General features: G+C 63.1%; 22 protein-coding genes. 15 read left to right on the forward strand and 7 right to left on the reverse strand.

Features of this window, described 5'->3' with window-relative positions; genetic code table 11:
- From ybgF to VGO12_RS28820, 9 genes are all read left to right on the forward strand, one after another.
- Positions 1–853: tol-pal system protein YbgF (gene ybgF, locus VGO12_RS28780; protein WP_327516151.1), on the forward strand; the 853-nt coding region annotated here is incomplete at its 5' end.
- Positions 843–2,177, forward strand: a complete 1,335-nt coding sequence (gene tilS, locus VGO12_RS28785) for a tRNA lysidine(34) synthetase TilS (protein ID WP_327516152.1) — start codon at positions 843–845, stop codon at positions 2,175–2,177. The genes ybgF and tilS, both read left to right, overlap by 11 nt.
- A 100-nt stretch (positions 2,178–2,277) precedes the next feature.
- Positions 2,278–4,221 carry an ATP-dependent zinc metalloprotease FtsH gene (gene ftsH, locus VGO12_RS28790; protein ID WP_327516153.1) on the forward strand — a complete coding sequence of 648 codons (1,944 nt, stop codon included), beginning with the start codon at positions 2,278–2,280 and terminating at the stop codon, positions 4,219–4,221.
- A 312-nt stretch (positions 4,222–4,533) separates the two neighbouring features.
- Complete coding sequence (gene glmM, locus VGO12_RS28795; protein WP_327516171.1) at positions 4,534–5,886, forward strand: phosphoglucosamine mutase; 1,353 nt, start codon at positions 4,534–4,536, stop codon at positions 5,884–5,886.
- Positions 5,887–6,271: 385 nt separating this feature from the next.
- The gene (locus VGO12_RS28800; RefSeq protein WP_327516154.1) at positions 6,272–7,096 is read left to right on the forward strand and encodes an outer membrane protein; all 825 of its coding nucleotides are present in this window, start codon (positions 6,272–6,274) and stop codon (positions 7,094–7,096) included.
- Between the two features lie 182 nt (positions 7,097–7,278).
- The gene (locus VGO12_RS28805; protein WP_327516155.1) at positions 7,279–8,106 is read left to right on the forward strand and encodes an outer membrane protein; all 828 of its coding nucleotides are present in this window, start codon (positions 7,279–7,281) and stop codon (positions 8,104–8,106) included.
- Between the two features lie 205 nt (positions 8,107–8,311).
- Positions 8,312–9,490, forward strand: a complete 1,179-nt coding sequence (locus VGO12_RS28810; protein WP_327516156.1) for a phosphoserine transaminase — start codon at positions 8,312–8,314, stop codon at positions 9,488–9,490.
- A gap of 132 nt (positions 9,491–9,622) precedes the next feature.
- Positions 9,623–11,218 carry a phosphoglycerate dehydrogenase gene (serA, locus tag VGO12_RS28815; protein WP_327516157.1) on the forward strand — a complete coding sequence of 532 codons (1,596 nt, stop codon included), beginning with the start codon at positions 9,623–9,625 and terminating at the stop codon, positions 11,216–11,218.
- 128 nt (positions 11,219–11,346) lie between these two features.
- The gene (locus VGO12_RS28820) at positions 11,347–11,844 is read left to right on the forward strand and encodes a GNAT family N-acetyltransferase (RefSeq protein WP_327516158.1); all 498 of its coding nucleotides are present in this window, start codon (positions 11,347–11,349) and stop codon (positions 11,842–11,844) included.
- Positions 11,845–11,896: 52 nt separating this feature from the next.
- Here the strand turns inward: VGO12_RS28820 and VGO12_RS28825 are convergent, their stop codons facing one another.
- Positions 11,897–13,711 (reverse strand): methyl-accepting chemotaxis protein, encoded by a 1,815-nt coding sequence (locus VGO12_RS28825; protein ID WP_327516159.1) that lies wholly within the window; start codon positions 13,709–13,711, stop codon positions 11,897–11,899.
- Positions 13,712–13,835: 124 nt separating this feature from the next.
- Positions 13,836–14,717 (reverse strand): DMT family transporter, encoded by an 882-nt coding sequence (locus tag VGO12_RS28830; RefSeq protein WP_327516160.1) that lies wholly within the window; start codon positions 14,715–14,717, stop codon positions 13,836–13,838.
- Positions 14,718–14,922: 205 nt separating this feature from the next.
- Between VGO12_RS28830 and VGO12_RS28835 the strand changes: the two genes are divergently transcribed.
- Positions 14,923–16,221, forward strand: coding sequence for an adenylosuccinate synthase (locus tag VGO12_RS28835; RefSeq protein WP_327516161.1), 1,299 nt, complete (start codon positions 14,923–14,925; stop codon positions 16,219–16,221).
- Positions 16,222–16,284: 63 nt separating this feature from the next.
- Positions 16,285–18,669 (forward strand): hypothetical protein, encoded by a 2,385-nt coding sequence (locus VGO12_RS28840; RefSeq protein ID WP_327516162.1) that lies wholly within the window; start codon positions 16,285–16,287, stop codon positions 18,667–18,669.
- 118 nt (positions 18,670–18,787) lie between these two features.
- Here VGO12_RS28840 and rpoH read toward each other — a convergent pair whose 3' ends face one another.
- The gene (gene rpoH / locus VGO12_RS28845; RefSeq protein ID WP_327516163.1) at positions 18,788–19,693 is read right to left on the reverse strand and encodes an RNA polymerase sigma factor RpoH; all 906 of its coding nucleotides are present in this window, start codon (positions 19,691–19,693) and stop codon (positions 18,788–18,790) included.
- Between the two features lie 212 nt (positions 19,694–19,905).
- Positions 19,906–20,934 carry an RluA family pseudouridine synthase gene (locus VGO12_RS28850; protein WP_327516164.1) on the reverse strand — a complete coding sequence of 343 codons (1,029 nt, stop codon included), beginning with the start codon at positions 20,932–20,934 and terminating at the stop codon, positions 19,906–19,908.
- Positions 20,935–20,963: 29 nt separating this feature from the next.
- On the opposite strand from VGO12_RS28850, the gene VGO12_RS28855 reads away from it, so the two are divergent.
- Together VGO12_RS28855 and VGO12_RS28860 are read left to right on the forward strand one after the other, a co-directional pair.
- Positions 20,964–21,347, forward strand: a complete 384-nt coding sequence (locus VGO12_RS28855) for a hypothetical protein (RefSeq protein WP_327516165.1) — start codon at positions 20,964–20,966, stop codon at positions 21,345–21,347.
- Between the two features lie 5 nt (positions 21,348–21,352).
- Complete coding sequence (locus VGO12_RS28860; RefSeq protein WP_327516166.1) at positions 21,353–22,189, forward strand: RNA methyltransferase; 837 nt, start codon at positions 21,353–21,355, stop codon at positions 22,187–22,189.
- An 89-nt stretch (positions 22,190–22,278) separates the two neighbouring features.
- Here VGO12_RS28860 and VGO12_RS28865 read toward each other — a convergent pair whose 3' ends face one another.
- Positions 22,279–23,457: a hypothetical protein gene (locus tag VGO12_RS28865; RefSeq protein ID WP_327516167.1), complete on the reverse strand. Its 1,179-nt coding sequence runs from the start codon at positions 23,455–23,457 to the stop codon at positions 22,279–22,281.
- Positions 23,458–23,618: 161 nt separating this feature from the next.
- Complete coding sequence (locus VGO12_RS28870; protein ID WP_327516168.1) at positions 23,619–24,209, reverse strand: DUF1134 domain-containing protein; 591 nt, start codon at positions 24,207–24,209, stop codon at positions 23,619–23,621.
- Between the two features lie 274 nt (positions 24,210–24,483).
- Between VGO12_RS28870 and chpT the strand changes: the two genes are divergently transcribed.
- Both chpT and VGO12_RS28880 read left to right on the forward strand, forming a co-directional pair.
- A complete protein-coding gene (chpT, locus tag VGO12_RS28875) occupies positions 24,484–25,128 on the forward strand; it encodes a histidine phosphotransferase ChpT (RefSeq protein WP_327516169.1) in 645 nt (214 codons plus the stop codon).
- A gap of 260 nt (positions 25,129–25,388) precedes the next feature.
- Positions 25,389–25,751: a response regulator gene (locus VGO12_RS28880; RefSeq protein ID WP_327516170.1), complete on the forward strand. Its 363-nt coding sequence runs from the start codon at positions 25,389–25,391 to the stop codon at positions 25,749–25,751.
- Positions 25,752–26,017: 266 nt separating this feature from the next.
- On the opposite strand, the gene ctrA is transcribed toward VGO12_RS28880, so the two are convergent.
- A complete protein-coding gene (ctrA, locus tag VGO12_RS28885; RefSeq protein ID WP_025424706.1) occupies positions 26,018–26,719 on the reverse strand; it encodes a response regulator transcription factor CtrA in 702 nt (233 codons plus the stop codon).
- Positions 26,720–26,846: the final 127 nt, after the last annotated feature.

The following is a 26,846-nucleotide window of genomic DNA, read 5'->3' on the forward strand; positions in this document are numbered from 1 at the left end:
TGGCCAGCTTGAAGAACAGATCCGCTCGCTCAACGGGCGTATCGAGGAAATGAGCTTCCAGCTCCTGCAGATGCAGGAACAGATCCGGAAGTTCCAGGAGGACAACGAATTCCGCTTCCAGGATCTGGAAAGCGGCAAGGCGTCCCCGAAGAAGAGCGGCGCGCTTCAGACGCCGAAAACCAGCGATCAGGCGTCCGTCACCCCGGGGGTGACGGATAGCCAGACCATGGCGCCGGCAACCGGCGGCAACGACATGGCCGCCTCCGGCGCCTCGCCGGGCGCAAGCCAGGGCGGCAATGGCGCGGCCGCGCCGTCGACGCTTGGCCAGATCGTGTTTGACGAGAACGGCAACCCGGTCGCCGCCACGACCGATGCACAGCCTGGCGCCAACGCCACGCTTCCCGGCGTCGAGGCACCTGCCGATGGCGGCCTCAACAGCAATCCGGGCAGCCAGCAGACGGCATCGCTCGACAATCCTGGCGACCTCTACCAGTCGGCCTACGGCCACGTGCTTTCGGGCGACTACAGCACTGCGGAACAGGAATTCGGCGACTATCTGGCCGCGTTCCCCAAAGGCGACAAGGCCGCGGACGCCAGCTTCTGGCTGGGCGAAGCGCAATATTCGCAGGGCAAGTACAGCGAAGCTGCGAAGACTTTCCTGAACGCGCACCAGGCCCACGGCAAATCGCCGAAGGCGCCCGAAATGCTGCTGAAGCTTGGCATGTCGCTCGGCGCGCTCGACAACAAGGAAACAGCCTGCGCGACGCTGCGCGAGGTCAACAAGCGCTATCCCAAGGCCTCGCCCGCGGTGAAGGCGAAGGTGACGAGCGAGCAGAGCCGCTTTGGCTGCTGAGGCTCAAGCGCCGAACGCCGTCGTTGAAACGGCAAGACGATTTCTCTCATCCTTCGACAGGCCCACGCGCATCCTCGTCGCCATCTCCGGCGGGAGCGACTCGAAGGCATTGCTTCTCGCCCTCCACGAGGCGATCGAGGCAAGCGGCCCACGCGAATTCTCCCTTTCTGCCTGCACCGTCGACCATGCACTCAGGCCGGAATCGGCCGACGAGGCGCGCGACGTCGCCGCCTTTTGCGGTCGCCTTGGCGTTGTGCACGTGACCGTCCGGTGGGACGATCCGAAACCGTCGACGGGGATCCAGGCGGCGGCGCGCGAGGCGCGCTACGGGCTGCTGGCGCAAGCAGCGCAGCGGCTCGACGCCGGCTGCATCGTCACCGGCCATACGGCCGACGACCAGCACGAAACGATCCTGATGCGGATGCGCAGGGGCGAGGGGCCGGGCGCTGCGGGCATGGCCGCCGCAACCCTTTATGACCGACGCATCTGGGTGCTGCGCCCCTTCCTCGAGCTCGACCGCGGCCTACTGCGTGCATACCTCTCCGGGCGCAATGTCGGCTGGTTCGATGACCCAAGCAACGCCAACCTTCGTTTCGAGCGGGTGCGGACCCGCGCCGAACTTGCCGGTTCGCCGCCAGCGAACGTCGGCGGCTGGGATGCCCGGTCTCGAACCCGCTCGTCGGCCAATGTGGCGAGCGTGCTCGAGCGTCATGTTCGTGTCCACGCAGGATTGGTCGCGGAACTGCCGTTGGCGGGGCCGTGGCACGACGTCGACTGGCGGCGTGCTCTGGTTGCGCTGGTGGCCGTCCTTGGCGGTCGTTCGCACCTGCCTTCGGCCGAGACGGTGGAGCGGACCCTTGACTTCCTCGGGCAGGCGGAACCCGGTCGGCTGACCGCGGGACGTGTCGTTTTCGACAAGCGATCAGCCGGGGTCTACCTCTATCGCGAGGCGAGGGGGCTCTCCGAACTGAGATTGGCGGCAGGTGACGCGGGCCTCTGGGACGGTCGGTTCGTGGTGCACAATGGGGGGCGGGGTCGCATTTCGGTGACGGCGGAAGGCAAAGGCGGGCCACAACAGGAGAGACTTATTGCCGCAGGTCTGCCACCGGGCGTTGCTGGTCGTACCGCGCTCGCCGCGCCGCACGTCCGGTCTGATAACGGCGAAATTGTCGCATCCGTCACAATCGAGCCGCGGATCGGGCCCTACGACACCTTTTTGCCCGCTTTCGACCGGATCATGGCGGACGGGATCGCCGGATTGTTCGGACGCCAGCGCTATCTGCCACCACCGGTTCACGATCTATTGACAGAAATGGAACGGTAGGCGGCGGTTTGCCTTGGCAATGCGTCGCCAGAACCCTATGTTAGGGAGCAAGACAGCGACCGGCGAAATGCGTGGGTCGTGACAGGTTCCGGGGAGTTCGATGAACCCTAATTTTCGTAATCTTGCCCTTTGGGCAATCATAGCGCTTTTGCTGATCGCGCTGTTCAGCATGTTCCAGCAGCCGACGGAGCGCACCGGCTCGCGCGAGATTCCGTTCTCGCAATTCCTGAAGGACGTGGATGCGAGCCGCGTCAAGGAAGTCGTGATCACCGGCTCGAAGGTGATCGGCAGCTATTCTGAAAGCGGCGCAACCTTCCAGACCTATGCGCCATCCGTTGATACGGCGCTGACCGAGCGCCTCGAAGCCAAGGATGTGACGGTCACGGTTCGCCCGGAAACCGACGGCTCGTCCGGGTTCCTCAGCTATATCGGCACCCTTCTTCCGATGCTGCTGATCCTCGGCGTCTGGCTGTTCTTCATGCGTCAGATGCAGGGTGGTTCGCGCGGGGCGATGGGTTTTGGCAAATCCAAGGCCAAGCTTCTGACGGAAGCCCACGGCCGCGTCACCTTTGACGATGTTGCCGGCGTCGACGAAGCCAAGCAGGACCTGGAAGAAATCGTTGAATTCCTGCGCGACCCGCAGAAGTTCCAGCGCCTCGGCGGTCGTATTCCGCGCGGCGTGCTGCTTGTCGGTCCTCCCGGCACCGGCAAGACGCTGCTTGCCCGCTCGGTTGCCGGTGAAGCCAACGTGCCGTTCTTCACCATTTCCGGTTCCGACTTCGTCGAAATGTTCGTCGGTGTCGGCGCAAGCCGTGTGCGCGACATGTTCGAGCAGGCCAAGAAGAATGCGCCCTGCATCATCTTCATCGACGAAATTGACGCCGTCGGTCGCCATCGCGGCGCCGGTCTTGGCGGCGGTAACGACGAACGCGAGCAGACGCTCAACCAGCTGCTGGTCGAGATGGACGGCTTTGAAGCCAATGAAGGCATTATCCTGATCGCCGCGACCAACCGTCCCGACGTTCTCGATCCGGCGCTCTTGCGTCCGGGCCGCTTCGACCGTCAGGTGGTGGTGCCGAACCCCGACATCAACGGCCGCGAACGCATCCTCAAGGTGCACGTGCGCAACGTGCCGCTGGCGCCGAATGTCGACCTCAAGGTGCTTGCCCGTGGTACGCCCGGCTTCTCCGGTGCCGACCTGATGAACCTCGTCAACGAAGCCGCGTTGATGGCGGCGCGTCGCAACAAGCGCCTTGTCACCATGCTCGAATTCGAGGATGCCAAGGACAAGATCATGATGGGTGCCGAGCGCCGCTCGTCCGCCATGACCGAGGCCGAGAAGAAGCTGACTGCCTATCACGAAGCCGGTCACGCGATCCTTGCGCTCAACGTTCCCTCGGCCGATCCGCTGCACAAGGCGACCATCATCCCGCGCGGTCGCGCGCTCGGCATGGTCATGCAGCTGCCGGAAGGCGACCGCTACTCGATGAGCTACAAGTGGATGGTCTCGCGGCTTGCCATCATGATGGGCGGACGCGTTGCCGAAGAGCTGACCTTCGGCAAGGAAAACATCACCTCTGGCGCATCGTCCGACATCGAGCAGGCAACCAAGCTTGCCCGTGCGATGGTGACGCAGTGGGGCTTCTCCGACCAGCTCGGACAGGTTTCCTACGGCGAGAACCAGCAGGAAGTCTTCCTTGGCCACTCCGTTGCCCAGCAGAAGAACGTTTCCGAAGCGACCGCCCAGAAGATCGACAACGAAATCCGTCGTCTGATCGACGAAGCCTATGAGACGGCGCGCAAGATCCTCACCGACAAGAACCACGAATTCGTAGCGCTGGCCGAAGGCCTGCTCGAATACGAGACCCTGACCGGCGAGGAAATCAAGGCGCTGATCCGTGGCGAGAAGCCGGCGCGCGACCTTGGTGACGACACGCCGCCGCATCGCGGCTCCGCCGTGCCTTCGGCTGGTACCAAGAAGGAAGGTACGGCCGGCGGCAAGGGCGAAGAGTCCGAAGGCGGATTCGAGCCGCAGCCGCAATAGGCGACAGGCTTTGGCAATCGATGAAAGCCGCCGTTCCTTGAGTGGAGCGGCGGTTTTTTGCTGGCGGAACGGCGTCTGGCGTTTGGTAACGGGATGTAATGATTTCTGATGCTAGGCTCGCTGCCGTTTGCTGAGCTTTTGTGTCAAAGAAGACGTGTGTGTTTGCGATCGCAGGGCATGTCTCTCAAGGTTCATAACCTGCGGCAACCGCCGATATGAAATGAGGTCCGGTCAATGAAAACCAGTCGCGCACCCCGCAGACAGGCGAAGCTGGCAAAGCCAGCGCTGACCCGGCAGAACGATGGAGCTCTTATGAAGCGCAAGTATTTCGGCACCGACGGCATCCGCGGACAGTCCAACATGTTCCCGATGACGCCGGACCTGGCGATGCGGGTCGGCATTGCCGTCGGCACGATCTTTCGCAATGGCGCCCACCGCCACCGCGTGGTGATCGGCAAGGACACGCGCCTTTCCGGTTACATGCTCGAAAACGCCATGGTCGCGGGCTTCACCGCCGCCGGTCTCGATGTCTTCCTGCTCGGCCCGATCCCGACGCCGGGTGTCGCCATGCTCACCCGTTCGTTGCGGGCCGATATCGGCGTCATGATCTCGGCCTCGCACAATCCCTTCCAGGACAACGGCATCAAGCTTTTCGGCCCCGATGGCTACAAGCTTTCCGACGATATCGAAGAGAAGATCGAGGCTCTGCTCGACCAGGATCTTTCGGGCCAGTTGGCAAAGTCGGAAGAAATCGGCCGGGCAAAGCGCGTCGATGGCGACATCTATCGTTATCTGGAACACGCAAAGCGCACCCTGCCGCGCGATGTCACCCTTCAGGGTCTGAGGATTGCCATCGACTGCGCCAATGGCGCCGCCTACAAGGTCGCACCGACAGCACTTTGGGAACTGGGTGCTGAAGTCGTCACCATCGGCACCGAGCCGAATGGCACCAACATCAATCTCGATTGCGGCTCGACCCACCCGGCAGCCCTTTCGAAGAAGGTGCACGAGGTGCGGGCCGATATCGGCATCGCGCTCGACGGTGACGCCGATCGTGTGCTGATCGTCGACGAGAACGGCACTGTCATCGACGGTGACCAACTGATGGCCGTGATCGCCGACAGCTGGGCCGAGGATGGCATGCTGCGCGGCGGCGCCATTGCCGCCACCGTCATGTCCAACCTTGGTCTTGAACGCTATCTCAAGGGGCGCGGCATCGATCTTCGCCGCACGAAGGTTGGCGACCGCTATGTCGTCGAGCAGATGCGCCAGGACGGATTGAACGTCGGCGGCGAACAGTCGGGCCACATCGTGCTCTCCGATTTCGGAACGACCGGTGACGGTCTGGTCGCGGCCCTGCAGATCCTTGCGGTGATCAAGCGTCAGGGCAAGACCGTCAGCGAGGTGTGCCATCGTTTCGAAGCGGTGCCGCAGGTCTTGAAGAATGTTCGTGTTTCGGCCGGAAGGCCGCTTGAGGACGCGACGGTGCGCCAGGCGATCGCCGATGCGGAATCGGAACTTGCCAAGTCGGGCCGGTTGCTGATCCGTCCGTCGGGTACCGAACCGCTGATCCGCGTGATGGCGGAGGGCGACGATCGCGGCCAGGTCGAACGCATCGTCGACGAGCTGGTCAACGTCATCGGCAGCGTCCGCAACGCCGCCTGATCTCCCAAAATCCGACTTCCCTCCAGGGCCGGTGCGTTGCATCGGCCTCTTTTTTGTCTGGTCGCGGGTCGAGACCGCCTGATTTTGGCAATTTTCCCAAGGCCCCGGGGGGGTGTCGATCCGAGCCGCAGCCGCTGATGTTTGGATCGGGGAGAAACTCTACCGCGTTGTCACGAAAAACTATTTAGTTTTGTCTTAAGGAAGTTCTTGGGCGGACAGTAACGCCGCGCGACAACCGGAAGAATACGGTCGTTCGTTAGCAATCTCGGTAAACGTTTGTAGTTAATCGGAACTTAACCTTTGCTCCTCATTATCCATAACCAATAACGGGATTTGGGCACCTGTTTCATGGTGAGCCAAGCAACGGAATGTATTGGAGTGGGCCATGAAGAGAATTTTGAGTGGCGTTGTTGCTATCATGCTCAGCGGCACGGCAGCCTTTGCTGCGGACGTTTATCAACCGCCTATGGAGCCAGTGCCAGAGCAGCCGGTCGAGGTGATCCAGACCAGCGGCTGGTACCTGCGCGGCGACGTCGGTTATGCCTGGAACAACCTGCGCGGCGCGAATTTCTACCAGGGCGGGCCGGGCGGCTCGATCGCGGAATTCGCGACGGCCGAGATCGACGATTCCTGGGTTGCCGGCGTCGGCGTCGGTTACCAGTTCAACAACTACTTCCGGGCCGACGTCACGGCCGACTACTGGGGTGGCGGCGACTTCACCGGCTCGACCTTCGGTGGCTGCGGCACCAATACCGATCCCTGTGTGTCGCGTGATGTGTCCTCGGTTTCCGCCTGGAGCCTGATGGCCAACGCCTATGTCGACATCGGCACTTACGGCGCCTTCACGCCTTATGTCGGTGCCGGTATCGGCGCCACGCACGTCAAGTGGGACAAACTGCGCAACACCGCCTGCAGTATCACTAATCCCGGCGCGTGCGACCCGACGACGGAACATGACGGCGAGAGCAAGTGGCGCTTCACCTATGCGCTGATGGCCGGCACGGCGATCGACCTCACCTGCAATCTCAAGGCCGACGTCGGCTACCGCTTCCGCCAGGTCGATGACGGCGACATGTTCGGCTACGCCAACGGCGGCGGTCCGGGCTTTGACAAGGGCTTCTACATCCACGAAGCGCGCGCCGGTCTGCGCTACTCCTTCGGCAGCGTCTGCGAAGTGCCGTACGAGCCGGAGCCGATCGTTTACAAGTGATCGCATGGAATTGGTTGATCAAGGCCACCTTCGGGTGGCCTTTTTCGTTGCCGGCAACCTTTACCCGATTGCTAACGGGCATGGTTAACCGGGGGTTAACCAGTCGCTGCCAATAGTTAACGCCGAACGACGCGGTGACGGCTTTGCCGTCCCGCCTGTGATATCGGCGAAAGGGCATGGACATGGATTGGCGAAACGGGTTCTGCGGAGCCGCTTTTGGTGCCGGTCTGCTCCTGTCCGGCTCCGCGTTTGCAGCCGACGAAGATCTTCTGAACGCTCCGGAAATCACCATCGAGAAAGAGGCCGTGGGCACTGGCGCCATATACGTGCGCGGCGACATCGGCTTTGCGCCTTGGCGCGGGGAGGGCGACCCCTACTACCGCACCTTTAGCGCCGGCAGCTATGCCAGCGTGCCCTTCGACAACGCCCGTTTCGACAAGCCGTTCGCAGGCTCGCTCGGTGTCGGCTACCAGTTCACCGACACGTTTCGCGCCGACCTGACGGCCGAGTATTTCGAGGGCCGCTTCAGCGGCTCGTCATTGTCAGTCGCTCCCTGCGCAGGGCAGGGGGCCGGCACCTCGTGCGCCCTTTCGACGGGAGCCGACTATTCCGCCCTTGGCCTGATGGCGAACGCCTATGTCGACTTCGGCACGCTTGCCGGCTTCACGCCCTATGTCGGCGCCGGTCTCGGCGCGACTCGTCTCAACTGGGACACGGCGATCGACAGAGCCACGTGCCTGGCCGGCGGCGGAGCCTGTGCCGGCACGCCGGTCTCACGCTCATACGAGGGACGTGACAGCTGGCGCTTCACCTACGCGTTGATGGCGGGTGTTTCCTATGATCTCAGCGACCAGCTGAAGCTCGACGTCGGCTACCGCTATTCGCATGTCGCCGATGGTGAAATGTTCGGTTTCGGTGCCGAAACGCTCGCTGGCGCGACCGGCGACAAGGGCTTCGACGACGGCCTCTCCCGTCATGAGATCCGCGCCGGTCTGCGCTTCTCCTTCTGACGCATCTTGACGCCTCGGCGACTGCACAAAGCGCTCCTCGGCAACAATCGGTCGGGAGCGTTGTTCCGCCTTTGCACATGTTGCCTGCTGCGCCGCAAATCTTCCCGATTGCGACAAAGCGCTTGACTTCCGGTCCCGCTCCCAATATCGACGACGGCGGGACACCCTTCCCCAACGAAGGGCTATCTATCTGGAAGGATAGCACATGGCAAAGCCTGCACAGCCGGACCTCCGTCCGAACAATACCCATTTCTCTTCTGGCCCTTGCTCGAAGCGCCCCGGTTGGACGCTCGACGCTCTCTCCGACGCACCGCTCGGTCGTTCGCACCGCGCCAAGATCGGCAAGACGAAGCTGAAGCAGGCCATCGATCTTACCCGTGACATTCTTGAAGTGCCGGCCGACTACCGCATCGGCATCGTGCCCGCTTCCGATACCGGCGCCGTCGAAATGGCGCTCTGGTCGCTGCTGGGTCAGCGCGGCGTCGACATGGTCGCCTGGGAAAGCTTTGGCGCCGGCTGGGTGACAGATGTGGTCAAGCAGCTGAAGCTCGCCGACGTGCGCAAGCTGGAAGCCGGCTACGGCGAACTCCCTGATCTTTCCAAGATCGATTTCGATCGCGACGTGGTCTTTACCTGGAACGGCACGACCTCGGGCGTGCGCGTCGAAAATGCAGATTTCATTCCGGCCGACCGCAAGGGTTTGACGATCTGCGACGCGACCTCTGCCGCGTTTGCGCAGAACCTCGACTTCGCCAAGCTCGATGTCGTCACCTTCTCCTGGCAGAAGGTTCTGGGCGGTGAGGGCGCACATGGCGTCATCATCCTGTCGCCGCGTGCGGTCGAGCGTCTCCTGACCTACGTTCCGGCCTGGCCGCTGCCGAAGATCTTCCGCATGACGTCGGGCGGCAAGCTGATCGAAGGCATCTTCACCGGCGAAACCATCAACACGCCGTCGATGCTCTGCGTCGAGGACTACATCGATGCGCTCGTCTGGGCCGAGAAGGTCGGTGGGCTCAAGGGCCTGATGGCCCGCGCCGACGCCAATGCGCAGGCGATTTTCGACTTTGTCGCCGCCAATGACTGGATCGCCAACCTGGCGGTGAAGGACGAGACCCGTTCCAACACCTCGGTCTGCCTGAAGATCGTCGACAAGGACGTGCTGGCACTCGACGCCGACGGACAGGCAGCCTTTGCCAAGGGTGTCGTCTCCCTCCTCGAAAAGGAAGGCGTTGCCTTCGACATCGGCCACTACCGCGATGCGCCTTCGGGTCTTCGCATCTGGGCCGGCGCCACCATCGAGGCCGCGGACATGAAGGCTCTGATGCCTTGGCTGACCTGGGCCTTCGAGACCCAGAAGGCAACGTTGACCCAGGCCGCGGCCTGATCAGACGAGGGGTGAGGACAATGAACTTCGCCCGCATCTCCCACTGATTTGAGTTATCCGCTTCGCTCCCCATGGGAGCGAGGCCTGGCTATTCGCATTTCCATTCAGACCTGATCTTTAAGGAGGCCTCCCATGGCACCTCGCGTTCTCGTATCCGACGAACTGTCGGAAACCGCCGTCCAGATCTTCCGCGACCGCGGCGTCGAAGTCGATTTCCAGCCGAAGCTCGGCAAGGACAAGGACAAGCTTGCCGAAATCATCGGCAATTATGACGGCCTCGCCATCCGCTCGGCCACCAAGGCCACCGAAAAGCTGATCGCCGCTGCGACCAACCTCAAGGTCATCGGCCGCGCCGGCATCGGCGTCGACAATGTCGATATCCCGGCCGCATCGCGCCGCGGTATCATCGTCATGAACACGCCCTTCGGCAACTCGATCACGACGGCCGAACACGCCATCGCCCTGCTCTTTGCCGTTGCTCGCCAGCTTCCGGCCGCCGACACCTCGACCCAGGCCGGCAAATGGGAGAAGTCCCGCTTCATGGGTGTCGAAATCACCGGCAAGACGCTCGGTGTCATCGGCGCCGGCAACATCGGCTCGATCGTCTGCTCGCGCGCCATCGGCCTGAAGATGCACGTGCTTGCCTACGACCCGTTCCTGTCGAAGGAGCGCGCCGAGGAAATGGGCGTCACCAAGGTCGAGCTCGACGAACTGCTCGCCCAGGCGGACTTCATCACCCTGCATGTGCCTTTGACCGACAAGACCCGCAACATCCTCAACGCCGCGGCGCTCGCCAAGACCAAGCCCGGCGTGCGCATCGTCAACTGCGCCCGCGGCGGTCTCGTCGATGAGAAGGCGCTCGCCGAGGCGATCAAGTCGGGCCACGTCGCCGGCGCCGGCTTCGACGTCTTCGAAGTCGAGCCCGCCACCGAAAGCCCTCTCTTCGGCCTGCCGAACGTCGTCTGCACGCCGCATCTCGGCGCGTCGACCACGGAAGCGCAGGAAAACGTCGCGCTGCAGGTGGCCGAACAGATGTCGGACTACCTGGTCAAGGGTGCCGTTTCCAACGCCATCAACATGCCGTCGATCACCGCCGAGGAAGCGCCGATCCTGAAGCCGTTCATCCGGCTTGCCGACGTTCTCGGCGCCTTCGTCGGCCAGGTGACCGAAAGCGCGATCAAGGAAATCGAAATCCTCTATGACGGCTCGACCGCCGGCATGAACACCAAGGCGCTGACGAGCGCCGTGCTCGCCGGCCTGATCCGGCCGCAGGTCGCCGACGTCAACATGGTTTCGGCACCGGTGATGATCAAGGAAAAGGGCATCATCCTGTCCGAGGTCAAGCGCGACAAGACCGGTGTCTTCGACGGTTACATCAAGCTGACGGTGAAGACCGAAAACCAGACGCGTTCGGTCGCCGGCACGGTGTTTTCGGACGGCAAGCCGCGCTTCATCCAGATCAAGGGCATCAACCTTGACGCGGATGTCGGCAGCCACATGGTCTACATCACCAACACCGACGTTCCCGGCATGATCGGCTTCATCGGCATGACGCTCGGCGACGCCGGCGTCAACATCGCCAACTTCCAGCTCGGCCGCGAAAAGGAAGCCGGAGACGCGATCGCGCTGCTCTATGTCGACGGCGCCGTGTCCGACGGTGTGCTTGACAAGCTGAGGGCCAATCCGGCCATTCGCCAGGCAAAGCCGCTGGTGTTCAACATCGATTGATGGCGGCATGAGGAGCGGCAGCGTTATCTGCCGCTTTATCGACCCAATCATCAGACAATGGAGCACGCATCGGCCGACCGCCGGTGCGTTTTCCCGTATTAGACCGTATGTGACGCAAGATGACTGACATGACATTTCGCTGGCGTGAAGCCAGCCTGCCGGACCTCGCCTCGGTGTCGGAGATCCAGCTCGTGGTGCACCAGGCCTTCCCTGAAGATGACAGCGTGCTTGCCGACCGCATCGCGCTCAGCCCGGCGGGCTGCTTCATGCTGGACGCCAGGGGGCACGCGCGCGGTTATGTGCTCAGCCATCCATGGGTGAGACGCGCGCCGCCGTCGCTGAACACCATGCTCGGTGAAATCCCTCACACGGCCGACACATGGTACATCCATGATCTCGCGTTGTTGCCCGAGATGCGCGGTTCCGGGGCGGGGGGCGGAATCGTGCCGATGCTGGAGGATGTGGCACGGGCAGAAGGGTTCGGCTCGATGTCGCTGGTTTCCGTCAACGGATCCCGCGGCTTCTGGGAAAGGCAGGGGTTCGAGGTGAAGATGGACGAGGTCCTGGCGCTAAAGCTTGCGAGCTATGGCGAGGAAGCCCTCTACATGGAGCGGCATCTCGCCTGAGTGAAAATGGCGCCGGTTCGGCGCCATTTTCATGTCTGGTCTGCAGCAGATGTTAGGCGGCGCGCTGCGTCGCCGGGCGCCATCCGCGTTCCTCGACCGTAAACTGCGCGAGCCTGTCGGCCAGAACGTTGCTTTCGCCGGCGAGCGCCTGGCTGGCCGCCGAGGTCTGCTCGACCATCGCGGCGTTCTGCTGCGTCATCTGGTCCATCTGGTTGACGGCGGTGTTGATCTCGCGCAGTCCGACCGATTGCTCGCGCGCCGCCGTCGCAATGGCGGCGATGCGGTCGTTGATTTCGTTGACCCGCTGCTCGATATCGCCGAGCGCCGCCCCCGTCGCCTCAACCAGGCGGACGCCGGCCGACACTTCGGTGCCTGACGCGGTGATGAGGCCCTTGATTTCCTTGGCCGCCGTCGCCGAGCGTTGTGCCAGCTCGCGAACCTCCTGGGCGACGACCGCAAAGCCCTTGCCGGCGTCGCCGGCGCGCGCTGCCTCGACCCCCGCGTTCAAGGCGAGCAGGTTCGTCTGGAAGGCGATGTCGTCGATTACGCCGATGATCTCGCCGATCTTCGAGGACGAACTTTCGATACGGCCCATGGCGGTGATCGCATCGCGAACCACCTCGCTGGAGGTTGCCGCACCCTTGCGGGCCTCGGCGACCATGCGGCTTGCCTCATCGGCGCGGTTGGTCGAGTTCTGAACCGCAGACGTGATCTCGTCGAGGGCGGCGGCCGTTTCCTCAAGCGAGGCAGCCTGCTGTTCCGTGCGCTGCGACAGGTCGTTTGCCGCCCTGCTGATTTCGTTGGCGTTGCCGGTGACGACGGAGGTCGATTGGGCGATGGCGCTCACGGTCGATCGAAGAGCGGCAACGGCGGTGTTGAAGTCCCGACGCAGTTTCTCGTAGTCGACGCCGAGTTCCGGGACGTCGATGGTCAGGTCGCCGCTGGCTAGCCTTTCGAGCGCGCCGCCGATGGTGCTGACGACATGGGCTTGCGTGCGCGCCGTCGCCTGCTGCATCTCCTCGTTTGCACCGCGCTCCCGGTCGAGCGCAACCTGCTGTTCGCGCTGGCGGACTTCAAGCGCGTTGCGTTCGATGACGGATGCGCGCAACACGACAAGCGCGTCGGCCATCTGGCCGATCTCGTCGCGGCGGTCGGTGTCCGGCACCTCGCTGGATGTGTCGTTGCTGGAGACTTCGAGCATCACGTCCTTCAGCCGGTTGATCGGGCGGCTGATCGAGCGGCCGATCGCCATGGCCGCGGCAAGCGTCGCAACCGCGGCAATCAACGTGATGAAAACGGTCATGAGCAGGGAGGCATTGTACTTCGCGGCGAGGTCGTCGGCATAGACGCCGGTGCCCACACCCCAACCCCAGGGTTTGAAGCCCTGGATGTAGGAGTACTTCTCGACCGGCTCGTCATGGCCGGGCTTGTCCCAGTAATAGTTGACGATGCCGTTGCCCGGGTTTTGCGCCAGCGCAATGAGCTCGACGTTGAAGGCCTTGCCGTTGGTATCCTTGAGGCCCCGCACGTCAGTTCCGATCAGCTTCTTGGCCAGCGGATGGGCAATCATCATGCCGTCGAAACCGTTTATGAAGAAGTAGCCGTCCTGGCCGAAGCGCATCGCCATGATGGCCGCAATGGCGCGGCTCTGGGCTTCTTCGCGCGAAAGCGCGCCGCTCCGTTCCTGTTCCTCGAAGCTCGCGATCGTCGAGATTGCCGCCTCGGTGACGTTGCGCAGCATCTGCCGGCGCTCGGCGCTGACTTCCGAATTGGCGACTTGCGTCTTGTAGGCCATGGCCGCTGCCATGAAAATCAGCGCCATTGCCGTCAACAGATAGATACGTGTCGAAATTCTAATGTTTTTCACTGCCTTAGCCCCAGGGAAAATATCCTGGCGGCGACAGAAACAGCCATCTGCTAATCAAGCCTTAAGCTGCCTCCCGAGTTCTAGCGATTGCATCGCCTGAAGCGTACCCGGTAGGCGCGAGATCTTAGCGGGGGCGCCCCTTTTCGGCAATCGCGATGCCGCCGAGCACCAGCAGCAGGGCGACGAGGTGGAAGAGGTGGAAGGTCTCGCCGATCAGCATCACCGAAAGCAGCGTCCCGAAGACGGGGATCGCGTTGATGAAGAGGCCGGCGCGGTTGGCGCCGATCATCTCGACGCCGCGCACGTAAAGGACCTGTGACATCAAGGACGGGAAGATCGCGGCGTAAAGCACGATGATCCAGCCGGTGCCGTCGGGCACGATGGCTTTGCCCGAGCCGATCTCCCAGAACAGCAGCGGTATCGCGCTCAAAAGCGCGCCGAAGGCGGGTGCGGCAATGAAGCTCTGCCAATGCATGGTCGGCTTATAGCGCAGCGCCACGGTGTAGGCGGCATAGACGATGCACGCTCCGATCATCAGGGCATCGCCAAAATTGAACTCGAGCGACAGAAGGCTGGTGATGTCGCCATGGGCCGCGGTCACCAGCACGCCGACCAGGGTGACGGTGAAGCCGATGACCTGGGCGATCGAGGCCTTCGTCTTGAACAGCACGAAATTGAACAGGAAGATCAGCATCGGGATGCCGGCCTGAAGAATGACGGCATTGATGGCGCTGGTATACTTCAGCGCAGAATAGAGCAGGGCGTTGAAGGTGGTAAAGCCGATGGCGCCATAGGCAAGCAGCTGCAGCCAGTGCGCACGGATCTTGTCCCAGTCGCGGCGGATCTGCGGTGTCATCAGCACCAGGATGACGATGAGGGCAAAGACCCAGCGCAAGGTCGTCAGCATCATCGGGCTGACGTGGCCGACCGCCATTTTTCCGGCAACCGAATTGCCACCCCAGAAGAGCGCGGTGATGCAGAGATAGAAATAGGCCTTGGAATTCACGATGCTGGGACCTGTAGCGGGAGAGGCAGACAGCTGCCCTGACGACGGGAAAGGCGAAGATATAGGCGCTAAATCCCGGCCTTGTCATTCAAAAAGGGCCAAAGGCCGGGCAGAACGGGGTCGCTTTCCCGAAGACAACACAGTATAGATGCGCGGGTTTGAGAACAGCGCAGCTCCGTTTGCGCGCCTGCACAGGAAGAGAATTATGACGAATGTCGTAGTGGTCGGCTCCCAATGGGGTGACGAAGGCAAAGGCAAGATTGTGGACTGGCTCTCCGAGCGCGCGGATATCGTCGTGCGCTTCCAGGGCGGTCACAATGCCGGCCATACCCTGGTGATCGACGGCGTCAGCTACAAGCTGTCGCTGCTCCCCTCCGGCGTCGTGCGTCCCGGCAAGCTTGCCGTCATCGGCAACGGCGTCGTCATCGATCCGCACGCGCTGATCGCCGAAATCGACAAGCTCGGCAAGCAGGGCATCGCGATCACCCCGGACAACCTTCGCATCGCCGACAACGCCACGCTGATCCTGTCGCTGCACCGCGAGCTCGACGGCATCCGCGAAGACGCCGCCTCCAACAGCGGCACGAAGATCGGCACGACGCGCCGCGGCATCGGCCCGGCCTACGAAGACAAGGTCGGTCGTCGCGCCATCCGCGTCATGGACCTCGCCGACCTCGATACGTTGCCGGCCAAGGTCGACCGCCTGCTGACCCACCACAATGCGTTGCGCCGTGGTCTCGGCGAGACCGAGATCAGCCACGACGCGATCATGCAGGAGCTGTCCTCGGTTGCGGCCAAGGTTCTGCCGTTCATGGAGACCATCTGGGTGCTGCTCGACAAGGCGCGCCGCAAGGGCGCCCGCATCCTGTTCGAAGGCGCCCAGGGCACGCTGCTCGACATCGACCACGGCACCTACCCCTTCGTCACGTCCTCGAACACGGTTGCCGGCCAGGCCGCCGCAGGCTCGGGCATGGGTCCGGGTTCGCTCGGCTACATCCTCGGCATCACCAAGGCCTATACGACACGCGTCGGCGAGGGTCCTTTCCCGACCGAACTCACCGACGAAATCGGCCAGTTCCTCGGCGAGAAGGGTCATGAATTCGGCACGGTCACGGGCCGCAAGCGCCGCTGCGGCTGGTTCGATGCAGCGCTGGTGCGCCAGTCGGTTGCCGCCAACGGCATCACCGGCATCGCGCTCACCAAGCTCGACGTGCTCGATGGTCTCGACGAACTGAAGATCTGCGTCGGTTATACTCTGGACGGACAGCAGATCGACCATTTGCCGGCAAGCCAGGCGCAGCAAGCTTCGGCCAAGCCAGTCTATATTACACTCGAAGGCTGGAAGGAATCGACGGTCGGCGCACGCAGCTGGGCGGAGCTTCCGGCGCAAGCGATCAAGTACGTTCGCCAGGTGGAAGAACTGATCGGCGCGCCGGTCGCTCTTCTTTCGACCAGCCCCGAGCGGGACGACACAATACTTGTGACGGACCCCTTTGAGGACTAGTGTCGGCGAAATGACATTGCGTCGTAATCGCAAAGACATACCTGGGCGTATGAGAAAGTACTAATGGCGGATTTTGTTGCAGTTATTCGCAGGACCGTTGACGGCCTGTCGGAAAACACACCTGAAATGCGGGATAGGGTCTACGAGAAGGCGCGCGCGGCCGTGCGCCGCCAACTCGAAAACATGAATCCGCGTCCGTCGGACGACATGATCAATCGCCAGCTGGCGAAGCTCGAAAATGCGATCGCAGAGGTCGATAGCGAGCATGCCGAGGCCTTGCCCGCGCTCGACGAGCCGGCGTCCGCGGAAGCGGTGGCTGCAGCCACCGCCGCCGAGGAGCCGGTTGTCGAGCACCCGGCCGAGGCGCCGGTTTCCGAACCCGAGGCGCCGGCTGAGGTTGAGGACGAACCGGTTGCCGCAAGCGAACCGGTCGAAGCCGCTGAAGCTCCGGTTGCCGAAACCGCCAGCCCGGTCGAGCCCTACGAGCCGCCGCAGCACTATCCGCAAGAGCCTGTCGAAGCCGTTGCCGAGGCTCCGGTCGCAACGGTCGCGGATGAGCCGACGGTTGAAGACGAGCAGGTCGACCGATACGAACCTGTGGTCGAATACCCCGCCGCAGCCGAATATCATTCCACCGAGGATGACGCGCCAGCGGTGGTCGTACCGGTGGAAACGGCAGAGGCCGCGCTCGAGGAAGAGCCGCAGCCGGAGACCCAGGCGCACGATTCCGTTCCTGAACCTGACTATGTAGAGCCCATTCCGGTCGAGACGCACGAGGCGAGCGTTCTTCCTCTGGCCGCCGAGCCGGAAGAGCAACACGTCGAAGCGCCGTCCGTTGACGAGACCCCTGCCGCCGAGCCCGAACACACCCCGGCGCGCTCCGAATGGGAGCTGCCCGAGTGGGAAACCGTTGCGCCGGCGGCGATAGCGCCGGCAGAAGCCGGCGAGCAGACATTCGACGCGTCGGGAACGTCGTCGCAGCCCGAGCTTTTGGGCATGCATCCGGTCGAAGAGCCGCAAGAGCAACTGCCGGACACCACGCGCAAGGCCGATGCGCCGCGCAGCTGGTCGTTCGACGACAATGATCCGTTTGCGCCCCTGGAAGAGCGGCGCGCGGAGAAGGCCGCCGAACCGGAGATCGGCGATTGGTCGTGGCCGGTCGAAAAGCCGGCTCAGGCGGCCGCTTCGAATGCGCCCCAGAGCCAGCAGGATCGCTCCGGCACGGCGTGGGATCACATCGACGATCTGCTCGGTTTCGAGGAGGCGGGTGTTGCAGCCGCCGCAGGTGCTGCGGCAGGCGGGGCATCCGCGGCCGCGCGTGAGCCGGAGCGGCTTGGAGAAAGCGCGGCGACGGCCCAACGGCCGGCCTCGTATCGCGCCACGCCGAAGCCTTCGCGCTTCAGCGTAAAGCGGCTTGTGATTGGGGCTGTCCTCCTCGCTGCACTTGGCGGCGGCGGTTTCGCTTACTGGGAGAACCGGGAGGCCGGCAATGCCTGGATTTCAGGGACCATCGCATCGATCACCTCTGCCGTTTCCAACATTGGCGGAACTCCAGCCGAGCAAAGCCCGGCGCCCGTCCAAACGGAAGGCGAGACGGCCAAGCCGGCTCCGGAAGCACATGACGACACCGCTGTGCCCGACAACAGCTCGACGAAGTTCACCCAACGCCTTCTGGCGGATGGAACCGAGAGCGACGACGGACCGGCGATCGTAAACGGCGAAATCGCCGGACAGGAAGGCAAGTCCGTTGCGCCGAAGACCGAAGCGGGCAAGCCCGTTGACACGGCGGCCGCCCAGACCGGGACGACTGCCCAGGCGGGTGCTCCGGCGACGGTATCTCCGGCTGGGCAGTCTGCCCAGACCGAGGTCGCAATCGCCGATGGCGAGAAGATGTTCCTCTATGAGGAGCGTCTCGGCCAGTCGTCGCCGACGGCTGTTCCAGGCACGGTGGCATGGTCGGTGAAGGAAGAATCGCCCGGTGGCGATGCCAAGCCCGAGCCGGCGATCCAGGCGCAGATCACCGTCCCCGACCGCGGTCTGACCGCCCTTATGACGATCAAGCGCAATGCTGATCCGTCCTTGCCCGCAAGCCACGTCATCGAGTTCGTCTTCTCGCTGCCGCAGAATTTCGAGGGCGGTGCCATCGACAGCGTTCAGCGCGTGTCGATGAAGCGAACCGAGCAGGATCGCGGTGACGCCCTGGTCGCGGTGCCGGCCAAGATCACGGACGATTTCCACATGATCGCCCTCAATGATGCGACGGACGCCATCAACAACAACACCGAGTTGCTGCGCAGCCGCAGCTGGATCGACATCCCGCTCACCTACCGCAACGGGCGTCGAGCGCTGCTGACGCTCGAGAAGGGTCAGAGCGGCACGGATGCGTTCAACCAGGCGATGCGCGCCTGGACGGCCTCGGGCACGTCGGCGGCGAGCAACAGTCAATAAATCGCCAAGCACAGATGAAACGGAAAAACCCGGCGGATCGCTCCGCCGGGTTTTTCTTTTTGTGTCCTGTCGTCAACGTCTGCGAGGGGAGGCCCCCGCGCAACTCATCATGGGCAGATCAGGCGCCTTCGACGACGCGCAGCGCTCCGGCACGCTCAAGTGCTGCCTTGCGGACTGCGTCTTGAACTTTTTCGAAGGCGCGCACCTCGATCTGGCGCACGCGCTCGCGGCTGATGTCGAACTCGGCCGACAGATCTTCAAGCGTCAGCGGATCTTCCGTCAGGCGGCGCGCCTCGAAGATGCGACGTTCACGGTCGTTGAGCACCTTCATGGCGTTGGCGAGCAGCGCCCGACGGCTTTCCAGCTCATCCTGTTCGATCAGGATTTCTTCCTGGTTGTCGTGATCGTCGACGAGCCAATCCTGCCACTGGCCGGAATCGCCTTCGCTCGCCTTGATCGGCGCATTGAGCGAGGCGTCGCCCGACAGGCGGCGGTTCATCGAAATGACTTCGTCCTCACTCACCTTGAGCGTGGTGGCGATTTCCTTCACCTGATCGGGCTTGAGGTCACCCTCGTCGAGCGCCTGGATCTTGCCCTTGAGGCGACGCAGGTTGAAGAACAGCCGTTTCTGGTTGGCGGTCGTGCCCATCTTGACTAGCGACCACGAGCGCAGGATGTATTCCTGGATGGCTGCCTTGATCCACCACATCGCATAGGTGGCGAGGCGGAAGCCGCGATCGGGCTCGAACTTCTTGACGGCCTGCATCAGGCCAACATTGCCTTCGGACACGACTTCGCCGATCGGCAGGCCATAGCCGCGATAACCCATCGCGATCTTGGCGACGAGACGAAGGTGGCTGGTGACCAGCTTGTGCGCGGCGCTGCGGTCGTCATGCTCCTGGTAGCGCTTGGCGAGCATGTACTCTTCCTGCGGCTCCAGCATCGGGAACTTGCGGATTTCGTCGAGATATCGGTTGAGGCCGCCTTCGCCAGCGGCAATGGTCGGCAAATTGTTTCGGGCCATATGAAGCACCCCCCTTTATAGTCTCCGGCCTCCGGTCGGCAAGCCGGGCATGTGGGTCCTCGTCAAGACCCCACGAGGCTATGAAATAAGTACGGCGAAAGCATGATTCAAGGAGTCCGGTTTCACTAACATGTGACGCCGGAGGCAATACAGATCACGAATAGAGGCGCAGTCAAGATTGGAATTCCGCGCCCGAAATTCAAGAGCTGGTGTTACGCCGTGGCCCGCAATGCGTCGACCAGCACTGCCATGTCATCGGGCATCGGCGCTTCGAAGTGCATGGTCTCGCCGGTCGCCGGATGCTCGAACTGCAGCATGAAGGCGTGCAGGGCCTGGCGATGGAACTGGTTGACGACCGCCTTGGCTGCATCCGGCAGCAGATTTGCCTTGGTGCGGAAGGCCGCGCCGTATTCCGGATCGCCGATCAGCGGATGGCCGATATGGGCCATGTGCACGCGGATCTGGTGGGTTCGGCCGGTTTCGAGGTGGCATTCGACCGTCGATGCCAGGCAGGTGCCGTCAGGTTTTTCGAGATAACGCTCGACCACCTCGTAATGGGTGATGGCCTCGCGGGCGTCGTCGCTGTCCTCGCGCTTGACCGCGCGTTTCGTGCGGTCCCCGGCTCGCCCGAGCGGCGCGTCGATCGTTCCCTTCAGCTGCCGCGGCCGGCCCCAGACAACGGCCCGGTAGGCGCGCTCCAGCGGACCGGTGCGGCCGTGGTCGGCGAACTGGTCCGACAGGTGGCGATGGGACGCGTCGTTCTTGGCAACCACCATGACGCCGCTGGTTTCCTTGTCGAGCCGGTGGACGATGCCGGGACGCTTGACGCCGCCGATCCCCGAAAGGCTGTTGCCGCAATGGTGGATCAGCGCATTGACCAGCGTTCCCGTCCAGTTGCCGGCGCCCGGGTGGACGACCAGGCCGGCCGGCTTGACGAGGACGATGAGGTGGTCGTCTTCGTAGAGCACCTCGAGCGGGATATCCTCGCCCTTCGGCTCCGGATCCTCCGGTTCGGGCAGGTCGATCTCGAAAACATCGCCCGGCTGGACCTTCTTCTTCGGCTCGGTCACCGGCTTGCCGTTGATCGAGACGGCGCCCTGCTCGATCAGGCTCTTGATCCGGTTGCGGGAGAATTCGCCTGCAAGCGCGTCCGTCAGGAAGGAATCGAGCCGTCCTGCGGCATCCTCGCCCGCTGTCAGGACTTTCCTATTGGCTGCTGCTTGTTTAAAGGGGTCGTTCATTCCGTTTCAAATCCGATAAAAGGCCAATCATGACCGCGCCCGCGCCCGATGACCAGGAAGACAAGCCGCTAGACCCGGCGATGGAAAATGTCCGCCGCAAGATGGTGAAGCTGCAGCTCGTCTCGGCAGGCGTGATGTTGGTCATGCTTATGGCTGTCCTCGGCACGATTGTCTACAAGCTGACCCGCACGGACGATAAAGCCCCGACGCAGTCGGCGAGCGCCGTCGTGCCGAGCGAGGCGCCGGTGAACGCGGTGGCGGCATTGCCGGCCGGCTTTACGGTGACCAATGTGTCGCTTTCCGGCGGCCAGGTCCTTTTCTATGGCAACCTTCCCGGCGCAGAGCCGCGGGCCATCGTCTTCGACATCGCCACCGGACGCGTCGTCGCCGACATCACCGTCAGGACGAACTGATCGCAATGCCGAGCGCGTTGCCGCCTGTCCTTCGCATCGATGACCCGGCCGATCCCCGGATCGCCGGGTTCATCTCGATCAAGGAGCGGGATCTGACGGGACGGCAGGGCCGCTTCATCGCCGAAGGCACTGTCGTGCTGCGCATGCTTGCGGCCGCCCATAGGGCCGGCCGCGGCTTTGCCGCCGAGGCGATGCTCTTGCTCGAAAACCGCCTGGACGGTGTTCGCGATATCCTTGCGGACTTTCCGCCTGACGTGCCGGTCTATGTGGCGAACGCCGCGGTGTTCGACGCGATCGCCGGCTTCAACATGCACCGTGGCGTGCTGGCGCTCGGTCGCCGCAGCGGCGAGCCCGGCCGTGATCAGCTGCTCGCGGCGCTTCCGGCCAACAGCCTGGTGCTTGCGGCCTGCGGCATCTCCAATCACGACAACATGGGTTCCCTCTTTCGCAACGCCGCCGCCTTCGGTGTCGATGCGGTGCTGATGGACGAGACGAGCTGCGATCCGCTGTATCGCAAGGCAATCCGGGTCTCCGTCGGCTCGGTGCTGACGGTGCCTTACGCGCGCGAGGGTTCTGTCGCGGCGCTGATCGAGCGGCTCCAGGCGGAGGGCTTTGCGATCTGGGGCCTTTCCCCCGCCGGCACGAGCGATCTCGGTGCCATACCGCCGGCTCCACGCACGGCGCTGCTCATGGGGACGGAAGGAGAGGGGTTGCCGCAGTCGGTGCTGGCCTCGATCCGCACCGCACGGATCCGCCAGCGACCGGGGCTCGACAGCCTCAATGTGTCGACGGCAGCCGGTATCGCGCTTCATCAGGTGGCGTTGATCAACGGCCTGATCTGACGCGGCCGATCCCTGGATTTCGGCGCCCGGGCCTTGACGCCCCGCCTCGCGCGACCGCGTCGAGCGGCAGATCTGTGTTCCCAGTGAACTTACTGCGGCGGAAGCAGGTCCTTCGCCCGCTTCGCCAGGCTCTGCCTGTTTGCCGGGCCGTCACCGCTTTCCCCTTCAAGGAGATTGAGGATGGGGGAGGCGTCGCCTTCGTTCGTTGCCGTCAGGGCCACCATGCCGGCGGCAATCGCCACCACTTCGTCGCGCAGCGCCTCGTCATGGGCGGCGGTCCTGGAATTGGTCAGGCGCTCTGAAAGCGCGGTTGCGCGATTGCGCAGGTCATCGGCGCTGGTGCTCAAGGATGTGGCTTCCGTGTTCGTTTGCGCCGCCTGGTCGATCCGGTTGGCGCTTCCGTTGCCGGGGGCTTCGGCAGCCGGACGGCGTTCTTTTTTCAGCGGGAAGGCGAGCCCGGCGGACCGCATGATCTTGGCGGCGTCCCGCATTTCCTGATTGGCGTCTTTGACTTTCGCCTTCAGCCGTTCGATCTCTCCCGCCCGGCGTTCGAGCGCGGTCTCGCGGTCGGCGCTCGCAGCCATCTCGCGGGCAAGCTTGTCTTCCAGCCGGTGCAGGCGCGTCTCGTCACGCGAAAGCCGAAGCTCCATTTCCTTGGCGTGCGTCGTCTCGGTCTTGAGGTCGCCGCGCAAGGCTTCGCGCTCGTCGCGCAAGGTGGCAATCCGGCTTTTCAGGTGTTCGACCTCGGTTTCCCGTGCGGCGAGGTCGACCCGGAGGTTGTCGACCTCCGTGGCATTTTGAGAAAGCGCAACGTCACGCTTCTGGAGCTCGCCGGATTTTACGGCATTGTCCCGCTCGACGCTGTCGAGCGTCGCCTTCATCCGTTCCAGGCGTTGCTCGAACTGGCGGATGGCCGAGCGCATGTCGGCCGCCTCGACGTTCATGTCGGCAAGCTGTGCATGCAGGTCGGCGTTTTCACCGGAAAGCCGCCGGGCCTCCTGCAGGCTCTTTTCATTGGCGAGCATCAGCGCCACGCCCTTGTCGCGCTCGCGCTTCAGCGACTGCTGCGTACGCGCGTTCTCGGCGGCGAAGGCGGCGCGTGCGGCATCCTTCTGTGCGCGCACCTCCTGCGGGCTCAGCGGCATGGTCGCCTTCAGCCTGTCTTCGGCGAAGCGCACGATGCGACGGTGGATGGCCGGCGCAACCAGCAGACCGATGATGATCGCCGTCAGAAAGCCCAGGGCAAAAAGGAGCGAGAATTGGATCACGAGCTGGCCGTTTCAAAACTGGACCGGAACCGAACCGCCTGCCGAGCCGCACGGGGGGCTGGCAGGCGTTCCTTTTCCGCTTCGTTGCACTAAACATGACGTTTCGTGCGCTGCAAGTCCATGGCGCCGGATTTTGCCAGAGGGCAGACCGGCCGGAACCTTCAGAAGGGGTTCCAGGTGGGCGTCTGGGTCATCTTGAGGTACCCGACGTTCACGCCGAGCCGCGCGCCAATGCCGGTGCGGATCGGCACGACGACGATGTGTTCGTCGGTCAGGACCGTCATGCCGACGCCGGCAACCACATAGGCCGAGCCGGAGACGCCGCCGAAGCGCTTGTAGAGCGCCGGCACGCTTGGCAGATTGTAGACCAGCATCATGGCGCGGCTGCCCTGTCCGCCCCAGTCGATGCCGAGCGAGGGACCCTGCCAGAAGACGTTGTGCTGGCCTGCATTCTTGGTGTTGAGTTCCCCTTCGCCGTAGGTCAGGCCGGCGATGAAGGCGCCCGAGCCTTCCTGTCCGAGGATGTAGCCGTTCGGCAGGCCGTATCGCTCGAAGGCGCGTTCGACGACCTTGGCGAGGCCGCCCGAGGTCTCGCCGAAGAAGCCGTGACCGGCATCGACGATCTCCTGCATGGTATATTGGCTGTTGTTGGCGGATTGGGCGTGCGCGGCCGAAACGCCGCCGGCGACCAGCAGCATCGTTGCCAGGATGACCCGGCCGGCGCCTGCAACTGCCTTCATGATCTGATGCATCGTATCCTCCGTCAGGCGCGAAAATGGCTCGCTTGCGGGTTTGCAATGGCCGCGGGTCAGATCACCGTGCGGCCAGTTTGGGTCTGAACCAATTCCATGCAATTTGAACCGATGGTCTTAACAATCGGTTTACCAAATGTGGTGTCATTATGGTCCACTGATGAACGGCTGCGCCGGGCAACGCATGACTTGCGTCTTCCGGCGCCAAGCGATACCGGCGTCACACGGCGCGCGCTGAGCGGCGCGCCGGCGTAACCCAACTCAAGGAACCAAGATGGCAACGAATCCGAACCTGACACTGACGGGACCCGATCTGGCCGCGCTTCTGTGCAGCCGGGTCTGCCACGACATCATCTCGCCGGTCGGTGCCATCAACAACGGCCTGGAGCTGCTCGACGAGGGTGGTGCAGATGCCGATGCGATGGACCTCATTCGCACCAGCGCGCTCAACGCGTCGGTTCGCCTGAAGTTTGCCCGCCTTGCCTTCGGGGCATCGGGCTCGGTTGGCGCCTCGATCGACACCGGCGAGGCGGAGAAGGCGGCCAAGGATTTTGCCGCTGCCGAAAAGAAGACCGAGGTCAACTGGCACGGCCCGCGGGCGATCATCGCCAAGAACCGGGTCAAGCTGCTGCTCAACCTTTTCCTCATCGCCTACGGCGCCATCCCGCGTGGTGGTTCGATCGACGTGACGCTGGAGAACCCGGAGTTCGATGCCGTGTTCACGCTGGTTGCCAAGGGCCGGATGATGCGCGTGCCACCACGGCTCATGGAACTCTTGTCGGGCACGCCGGAAGAGGCGGTCGACGCCCATTCCATCCAGCCCTACTACACCGTGCTTCTCGGCGAAGAGGCGGGCATGGAAATCACCGTTGTCTCGACCGGCGAAGAAATCATCTTCACCACAAGGGTTACAGCCTGAGGTTTTAGCCGGCGGCCTTTTGGACCCGAATTCCCGACCTGATCGTCAACGCCCGGTGCCTGCGCGCCGGGCGTTGACGCGTGTTTTCCGTCGCCACCCGATCGCGTTTATTTTCCGGGAATCCTAATATTTTCAGGGGTTTGGATTGCTCTGGGAAAACCCCGTTAAGCAAATTTCGTAACGAAATCTTTGCCAAATCTGTATAGAGTTGTTTTAAGGCTACGAATACGCGTATAGGTAAGTAGCGAAGGGAGTTGGACATGCGGCGCTTGATGATTGCCGACGGCTCGGATGTCGTCAGGAAAGTGGGAAAACGTATCCTTTCCGGCATGGGCTTCCTGGTATACGAAGCGTCGAGCAGCCTGGAGGCGCTGGCGCGCTGCGAGGCCGAGCTGCCCAACATCCTGATCGTCGACGCCGGCCTTGACGGCGCGCTCGACCTTCTCGGTAATATTCGCCGGCTGCCGAATGGCCCATCCGTCCGGATCTATTACTGCGTCGTCGAGGCGGATCTGAAGAAGATGATGGCCGGAAAGCGGGCCGGCGCCGACGATTTCCTGCTGAAGCCGTTCGACCGCAAGATCCTGACCAGCGTTTTCGCGAGCCAGTCCATGGCGGCCTGAACGGCTGCGACCTTACGCACAGGATGTCATCAGGCCGTGGCGTTCGCCGCGGCTTTTTTGTGCCTGGAGATTGCGAGTGCAACGGGTCGAACGGGCGGCGGATAACGCGTCGGGGAGGGAGCAAAATCGGCAGCGCCTTGTGCCGAGCTCATCGATCGTTCGAAGGAAACACGCAGCGGATCAGACAAAATAAAACCCGCCTCGAAGGGCGGGTTTCGTGAACCATAGGCCCGCATCATGCGGGGCGGTGCAGGCCTATCAGGCAATCAGGCGGTTTCGGCGTATTCCGCGCCATCCGGCTCGCGCAGCACGTAGCCACGGCCCCAGACGGTTTCGATGTAATTGGCGCCGCCGGCAGCGTTTGCCAGCTTCTTGCGCAGCTTGCAGATGAAGACGTCGATGATCTTCAGTTCCGGCTCATCCATGCCACCATAGAGGTGGTTGAGGAACATTTCCTTGGTGAGCGTCGTGCCCTTGCGCAGCGAGAGCAGCTCGAGCATCTGGTATTCCTTGCCGGTGAGGTGGACGCGCTGTCCACCGACTTCCACCGTCTTGGCGTCGAGATTGACGATCAGTTCGCCGGTCGAGATGACAGACTGCGCGTGACCCTTGGAGCGACGGACGATCGCATGGATGCGAGCGACCAGCTCATCCTTGTGGAACGGCTTGGTCATGTAGTCGTCGGCGCCGAAGCCGAGGCCGCGGACCTTGTCCTCGATTCCCGCCATGCCCGAAAGAATGAGGATCGGCGTCTTCACCTTGGAAAGGCGGAGCGTTCTCAGGACTTCATAACCGGACATGTCCGGCAGGTTGAGGTCGAGAAGGATGATGTCGTAGTCGTAAAGTTTGCCGAGGTCGACGCCTTCTTCACCGAGGTCGGTGGTGTAGACGTTGAAACTCTCGGACTTGAGCATCAGCTCAATGCTCTGAGCCGTTGCGCTGTCGTCTTCAATAAGTAGAACCCGCATATTCTTCCCCTTTTCCGCCGCCCAAGGTTTTCGTGGCCCCCTTACGCGATACGGATCCAGTCGTTGCCTGATTTGGAGGCTGCCAGCAAATGGTTAACAAATTCTGATTCCCTCTGGCAAGGTGTAT

This window comes from Ensifer sp. (assembly GCF_035999135.1).
GTDB lineage: Bacteria > Pseudomonadota > Alphaproteobacteria > Rhizobiales > Rhizobiaceae > Ensifer.

Bases quoted from the DNA above. Each gene is read 5' to 3' on its own strand.
- ftsH (WP_327516153.1), top strand. From the start codon at position 2,278: ATGAACCCTAATTTTCGTAATCTTGCCCTTTGGGCAATCATAGCGCTT.
- glmM (WP_327516171.1), top strand. From the start codon at position 4,534: ATGAAGCGCAAGTATTTCGGCACCGACGGCATCCGCGGACAGTCCAAC.
- VGO12_RS28800 (WP_327516154.1), top strand. From the start codon at position 6,272: ATGAAGAGAATTTTGAGTGGCGTTGTTGCTATCATGCTCAGCGGCACG.
- VGO12_RS28805 (WP_327516155.1), top strand. From the start codon at position 7,279: ATGGATTGGCGAAACGGGTTCTGCGGAGCCGCTTTTGGTGCCGGTCTG.
- VGO12_RS28810 (WP_327516156.1), top strand. From the start codon at position 8,312: ATGGCAAAGCCTGCACAGCCGGACCTCCGTCCGAACAATACCCATTTC.
- serA (WP_327516157.1), top strand. From the start codon at position 9,623: ATGGCACCTCGCGTTCTCGTATCCGACGAACTGTCGGAAACCGCCGTC.
- VGO12_RS28820 (WP_327516158.1), top strand. From the start codon at position 11,347: ATGACATTTCGCTGGCGTGAAGCCAGCCTGCCGGACCTCGCCTCGGTG.
- VGO12_RS28835 (WP_327516161.1), top strand. From the start codon at position 14,923: ATGACGAATGTCGTAGTGGTCGGCTCCCAATGGGGTGACGAAGGCAAA.
- VGO12_RS28840 (WP_327516162.1), top strand. From the start codon at position 16,285: ATGGCGGATTTTGTTGCAGTTATTCGCAGGACCGTTGACGGCCTGTCG.
- rpoH (WP_327516163.1), bottom strand. From the start codon at position 19,693: ATGGCCCGAAACAATTTGCCGACCATTGCCGCTGGCGAAGGCGGCCTC.
- VGO12_RS28850 (WP_327516164.1), bottom strand. From the start codon at position 20,934: ATGAACGACCCCTTTAAACAAGCAGCAGCCAATAGGAAAGTCCTGACA.
- VGO12_RS28855 (WP_327516165.1), top strand. From the start codon at position 20,964: ATGACCGCGCCCGCGCCCGATGACCAGGAAGACAAGCCGCTAGACCCG.
- VGO12_RS28860 (WP_327516166.1), top strand. From the start codon at position 21,353: ATGCCGAGCGCGTTGCCGCCTGTCCTTCGCATCGATGACCCGGCCGAT.
- VGO12_RS28870 (WP_327516168.1), bottom strand. From the start codon at position 24,209: ATGCATCAGATCATGAAGGCAGTTGCAGGCGCCGGCCGGGTCATCCTG.
- chpT (WP_327516169.1), top strand. From the start codon at position 24,484: ATGGCAACGAATCCGAACCTGACACTGACGGGACCCGATCTGGCCGCG.
- VGO12_RS28880 (WP_327516170.1), top strand. From the start codon at position 25,389: ATGCGGCGCTTGATGATTGCCGACGGCTCGGATGTCGTCAGGAAAGTG.
- ctrA (WP_025424706.1), bottom strand. From the start codon at position 26,719: ATGCGGGTTCTACTTATTGAAGACGACAGCGCAACGGCTCAGAGCATT.